This is a genomic window from uncultured Megasphaera sp., from assembly GCF_958350005.1.
Classification (GTDB): Bacteria; Bacillota; Negativicutes; order Veillonellales; family Megasphaeraceae; genus Megasphaera.
Map to the genome: position 1 here is coordinate 1 of NZ_CATWFF010000140.1, position 5,105 is coordinate 5,105.

Annotated in this window: 5 protein-coding genes; all 5 read left to right on the forward strand. The window is 46.5% G+C overall.

Annotated elements, in window-relative coordinates:
• Positions 1–41: 41 nt before the first annotated feature.
• The 5 genes from sufC to sufU are packed head-to-tail and all read left to right on the forward strand — an operon-like array spanning position 42 to position 5,003.
• A complete protein-coding gene (sufC, locus tag Q3886_RS08155) occupies positions 42–788 on the forward strand; it encodes a Fe-S cluster assembly ATPase SufC (protein ID WP_301860860.1) in 747 nt (248 codons plus the stop codon).
• A gap of 16 nt (positions 789–804) precedes the next feature.
• Complete coding sequence (gene sufB / locus Q3886_RS08160) at positions 805–2,217, forward strand: Fe-S cluster assembly protein SufB (protein ID WP_301860861.1); 1,413 nt, start codon at positions 805–807, stop codon at positions 2,215–2,217.
• 17 nt (positions 2,218–2,234) lie between these two features.
• Positions 2,235–3,368, forward strand: a complete 1,134-nt coding sequence (locus tag Q3886_RS08165; protein ID WP_301860862.1) for a SufD family Fe-S cluster assembly protein — start codon at positions 2,235–2,237, stop codon at positions 3,366–3,368.
• Positions 3,331–4,551, forward strand: coding sequence for an aminotransferase class V-fold PLP-dependent enzyme (locus Q3886_RS08170; RefSeq protein ID WP_301860863.1), 1,221 nt, complete (start codon positions 3,331–3,333; stop codon positions 4,549–4,551). Before Q3886_RS08165 ends, Q3886_RS08170 begins: the two co-directional genes overlap by 38 nt.
• Positions 4,552–4,565: 14 nt before the next feature.
• Entirely contained in the window at positions 4,566–5,003 is a 438-nt protein-coding gene (gene sufU / locus Q3886_RS08175; protein WP_301860865.1) for a Fe-S cluster assembly sulfur transfer protein SufU, read from the forward strand.
• Positions 5,004–5,105 lie beyond the last annotated feature (102 nt).

Consider the following 5,105-nt stretch of genomic DNA (forward strand, 5'->3'; position numbering starts at 1 on the left):
ATATAAATAAGAAAATATTATAATATCAGGAGTGAAATGGAATGAGTGAATTATTGCGAGTTGAAGGGTTGAAAGTCGCTGTCGAAGGCAAAGAAATCCTGAAAGGTGTCGACTTGACCATTCAACATGGTGAAACACACGTTATTATGGGGTCCAACGGCGCCGGCAAATCGACGCTGTTCAACGCCATTATGGGCAATCCCAAATATGTCGTTACAGCAGGAAAAATTTTCTTTGAAGGCAAGGACATTACAACGGAACCGGTAAATGAACGGGCTAAAGATGGTATTTTCATGGCTTTCCAGGCTCCCATTGCCGTACAGGGCATTTCTGTGGAAAACTTTATCCGCAATGCAAAAAGCACGGTGAGCGGTACGACACAGCGCATTATGCCGTTCCGCAAGAAAATGCACAAACAGATGGACCAGCTGAAAATGGACCGTTCCTACGCTTCCCGGTATGTCAATGACGGTTTTTCCGGCGGTGAACGTAAAAAAACGGAAATTCTTCAGATGTGCATGCTGGAACCGAAGCTGACCATGCTTGATGAAATCGATTCGGGCCTGGACGTCGATGCAGTCCGCATTGTATCGGAAACAGTAGCGCAGTACCATAATGAAACCAATTCCATCATGGTTATTACGCATCACAGCGAAATTCTCCAGAGCCTGAAGCCCGATGTCGTTCACGTACTTATTGACGGCAAAATCGTAAAGACCGGCGGCGCATCGCTCATTCAGGAAATCGAAGCCTACGGTTACGACAAATTCAAAGAACAGGCACAGTAAGCAGGAGGCACGCAGTATGGCTGATGAAAGAAAAAAAATAGAGTCTTTTTCTGATTTTGGCAATATTTACAACTTCAAAAAAGACTTTAACTATTCTTATAAAACAGACGCCGGGTTAACACCGGACATCGTTCGGGAAATTTCCCAGAAGAAAAATGAACCGAAATGGATGCTCGATTTTCGCCTGAAATCACTGGAACTGTTCTATCAGATTGACTATCCAGACTGGGGTCCGGATATTAGTGAACTGGATATGGACAACATTGTTACCTATGTGCGGCCGAACGCACAGATGAAGGCAAACTGGAACGATGTTCCCGACGATATTAAAGATACTTTCGATCGCCTGGGGATTCCGGAAGCAGAAAAGACATCTCTTGCCGGCGTAGGTGCTCAGTACGATTCTGAAGTTGTTTACCACAGCATTCAGGAAGATTTGGTTAAGCAGGGCGTTATTTATACGGATTTTGATACGGCTCTTCACGATTATGAAGATATTGTCCGCAGTCATTTTATGAAACTTGTCCCGCCTACGGATCATAAGTTTGCTGCCCTCCATGGTGCAGTCTGGTCCGGCGGCTCCTATGTATATGTACCGGCAGGCGTCGATGTATCGATTCCGCTGCAGAGCTACTTCCGTCTGAACGCGCCGGGAGCCGGACAGTTTGAACATACTATGATCATCGTCGAAAAAGGAGCAAAGGTACACTTTATTGAAGGATGTTCGGCACCAAAATATAACGTAGCCAACCTTCATGCAGGCTGTGTAGAACTGTTCATTGGTGACGATGCTACGCTGACCTATTCAACCATTGAAAACTGGTCGAAAAATATGTACAACCTGAATACGAAGCGGGCTATTGTCGGCAAAAACGGGACCATTAACTGGGTTACCGGTTCTTTTGGCTCTCATACATCCTGCCTGTATCCCATGAGTATTCTCCAGGGCGAAGGGGCACACTGTGAATTCACCGGCGTTACCTTTGCCGGTCAGGGACAGTACCTGGATACGGGATCTAAAGTCGTACATAATGCGCCCCATACGACGAGTAATATTAACTCTAAGTCTATCAGTAAAGGCGGCGGCGTATGTATTTATCGCGGCAGCGTCGTCATCAATCCGCCGGCTGAAGGAGCAAAGGCCAACGTCAGCTGCGAATCGCTGATGCTGGATGAACAGTCTCAGTCCGATACGATTCCGGCTATTGTCATTAAAAATGATAACGTCGATTTAGGCCATGAAGCATCTATTGGCCGTATTTCCGACGAAGCTATTTTCTATCTGATGAGCCGCGGGCTCAGTGAAGATGAAGCCAGAGCCATGCTGGTACGGGGATTTGTTGAACCTGTATCCAAGGCCCTGCCGCTGGAATATGCAGTAGAAATGAATAATCTTATTAATCTTGAATTGAAAGATTCGCTGAAATAAGGGAGGGGGCACAGATAATGACAGCAAAAACAGTAGCACATCCGTATAACCGACTCCCGCGCCCGACATTCCACTGGATGAAAGTAAATTACCTGGAATTGGATGAGCTGAAACAGCAGGAAGCGCCTGCCTTTGAACCGGAAGAACGGCATGAAGGCGACGTAGATGTTTCGTTTTATCAGGGAAATGGGGTTCCGGAACTGAAAGATTTTCAGGGAGCCAATGCAGACTCTCTGCACGAAGCCCTGCATAACAGTCAGACCGGCTGCGCTGTAACGGCGGCAGCAGGAACGAAGAGTGCCGTATGGCTGACCTATTCGCTGGGAGAAACGCCGCAGCATTTGGCAGGACAGCTGACGATTACTGCAGAAGACAACAGCGATGTAACAGTATACCTGCTGTTTGACGGCGGTACTGACGGCAGCGACGTAAATTTTCTGACTTATGTGAAAACGGGCGAACATGCTCACGTTAAAATCAGCAAAGTCCAGCTTCATCACCTGGGAGTGCGTCATGTAGAACATCGGTATGCCGATGCTGGAAAAAACAGCGTCATCGATTATGTCAGCGCCGAATTAGGAGCAAAGACTGCCGTTGTATACTACAAGAATGACCTTATGCATGATGAAAGCGAATTCAACAGTAAAGCCATGTATCTGGCAACAGATGATCAGGTCGTTGATTTTTCGTACTGGGTGCCGACACAGGGGATCAAGACGAAGACGGATATCCTGACGACAGGTGCACTGCTCGATTCTTCGAAGAAATTCTTCCGCGGCACTATTGATTTCCTCCGCGGTGGGAAAAAGGCTGTCGGTTCTGAATCGGATGTATGTATCCTTCTCAGTCCGCAGGCTCACTCTATCTCGTTGCCCTTACTGTTGTGCAAGGAAGATGATGTCGTAGGGAATCATGCTTCCAGTGCCGGCCAGATCGATCAGGATAAGCTCTTTTATCTGATGAGCCGCGGTTTCAGTGAGGCCGGAGCTCAGCTGATTTTGATCGAGTCGAATATACGCCCCGTTATTGATGCCTTAGGCGATAAAACGTTGGAAAATAAGGCACTGCAGGCTGTACGTGCGAAAATGCAGTATTGCAAGAAAGGTGATTGCCATGATAAATGTACGCAAAGATTTCCCCATATTGACTAAAGTCCATAACGGACATCAGCTCGTGTATTTTGATAATGCCGCAACGACGCAGAAACCGTACCAGGTTATTCATGCCATCGTCGATTTGCTGGAACATCATAACGGAAATCCCCATCGTGGAGCCCATGTGCTGAGCGTTGAAGCTTCCAAGCTGTATGATGACGCGCGGGAAGCCGTTTGCCAGCTTATTCATGCACCGGCAGAAGAAAATGTCATTTTTGTCCGCAACGCAACAGAAGGCATGAATCTGATTACGCGCAGCTATGCGGAAACGCACCTGAAAAAAGGTGATAAAATTGTTATTCCTATTTCGGAACATCATGCCAATCTTGTTACGTGGCAGCGCGTCTGCCGCGTAACCGGGGCAGAACTGGTATATATGTATCTCGATGAAACGGGACATTTTACGGACGAAGACTTTGCCAAAATTGATGACAAGACAAAAATCGTTTCCTTTGCCGGCGTCAGCAATGTGCTGGGCATGAAAGTACCGGCTAAGAAACTTATCGAAAAAGCCCATTCCGTCGGTGCTATTGCCATTTATGACGGCGCTCAGGCTGTACCGCATATGAAAGTAGACGTTCAGGATCTGGACTGTGATTTTATGGTCTTTTCCGGCCACAAAATGCTGGGATCTGCCGGTACAGGCGTAGTCTATGGCAAGACGGCGCTGCTGAACGATATGGAACCGTTCCTCCTGGGCGGTGACATGATCGAATATGTGCAGGAACAGACGACGACGTTCAATGTACTTCCTTTTAAATTTGAAGCGGGCACGGAAAATGTCGAAGGTGCAGTGGCTCTTCATGCTGCCATTGATTATCTGAATGATCTGGGTTGGGACGAAATTGAAAAGCATGAACATGAATTAGTCGTACGGGCCTTGGAAGGCATGCAGAAAATTCCGCACATTCATCTTATTGGCAGCACCAATCCCGATGAAAAAACGGGTGTTATATCCTTTACCATTGACGGCGTACATCCTCATGATGCGGCTACTATCCTCGACAGCTACGGTATTGCTATTCGTTCAGGACACCACTGTGCGCAGCCTTTTGGCGCTCATATTGGCGTTCCTGCGTCCAACCGCATCAGCTTCTATATATACAACACACTGGAAGAAGTGGATTATTTCTTGGATAAACTGCCGCTTGTACGCAAACAAATGGGCTATAAAGACTAGGGAGTGCAAAACGAATGGAATCAATGAATGAATTGTATTCTGATATTATATTGGAACACAATCAGTGTCAGGAAAATAAACATACCTTACCTGTCTGTAATTTACAGGAACATGGCCACAATCCAAGCTGTGGCGACGATATTACACTGCAGGCAGATATACAGAACGGAATTATTGTAGATGCGGCATATACCGGTCAGGGGTGTGCCATCAGCCAGGCATCGGCAGATATGATGATTGACGTTATTAAGGGAAAATCTGTAGAAGAAGCAATGCGTCTGGTCAATCTCTTTTTGGATATGATCAAACGTCAGATTACAGATGACGATGAATTGGAAGATCTGGAAGATGCTATTGCACTGAAGAATATTTCCAACATGCCTGCCCGTGTGAAGTGTGCCGTATTAGCCTGGCATACATTGAAAGAAGCCTTGGAAAAACAGAAGAAGTAATGCTGGTGATCTGCGGAAATGCGTGAATGTGCCGCATTTCCGCATTTTTTTGTAAAAAAGTGCTTGACAAGAGGCTTGTAACGCGATATACTAATCAAGCCG

What these genes read in the sequence shown, in the direction of transcription:
- sufC (WP_301860860.1), top strand. Translation starts at nt 42, where the DNA reads ATGAGTGAATTATTGCGAGTTGAAGGGTTGAAAGTCGCTGTCGAAGGC.
- sufB (WP_301860861.1), top strand. Translation starts at nt 805, where the DNA reads ATGGCTGATGAAAGAAAAAAAATAGAGTCTTTTTCTGATTTTGGCAAT.
- Q3886_RS08165 (WP_301860862.1), top strand. Translation starts at nt 2,235, where the DNA reads ATGACAGCAAAAACAGTAGCACATCCGTATAACCGACTCCCGCGCCCG.
- Q3886_RS08170 (WP_301860863.1), top strand. Translation starts at nt 3,331, where the DNA reads ATGATAAATGTACGCAAAGATTTCCCCATATTGACTAAAGTCCATAAC.
- sufU (WP_301860865.1), top strand. Translation starts at nt 4,566, where the DNA reads ATGGAATCAATGAATGAATTGTATTCTGATATTATATTGGAACACAAT.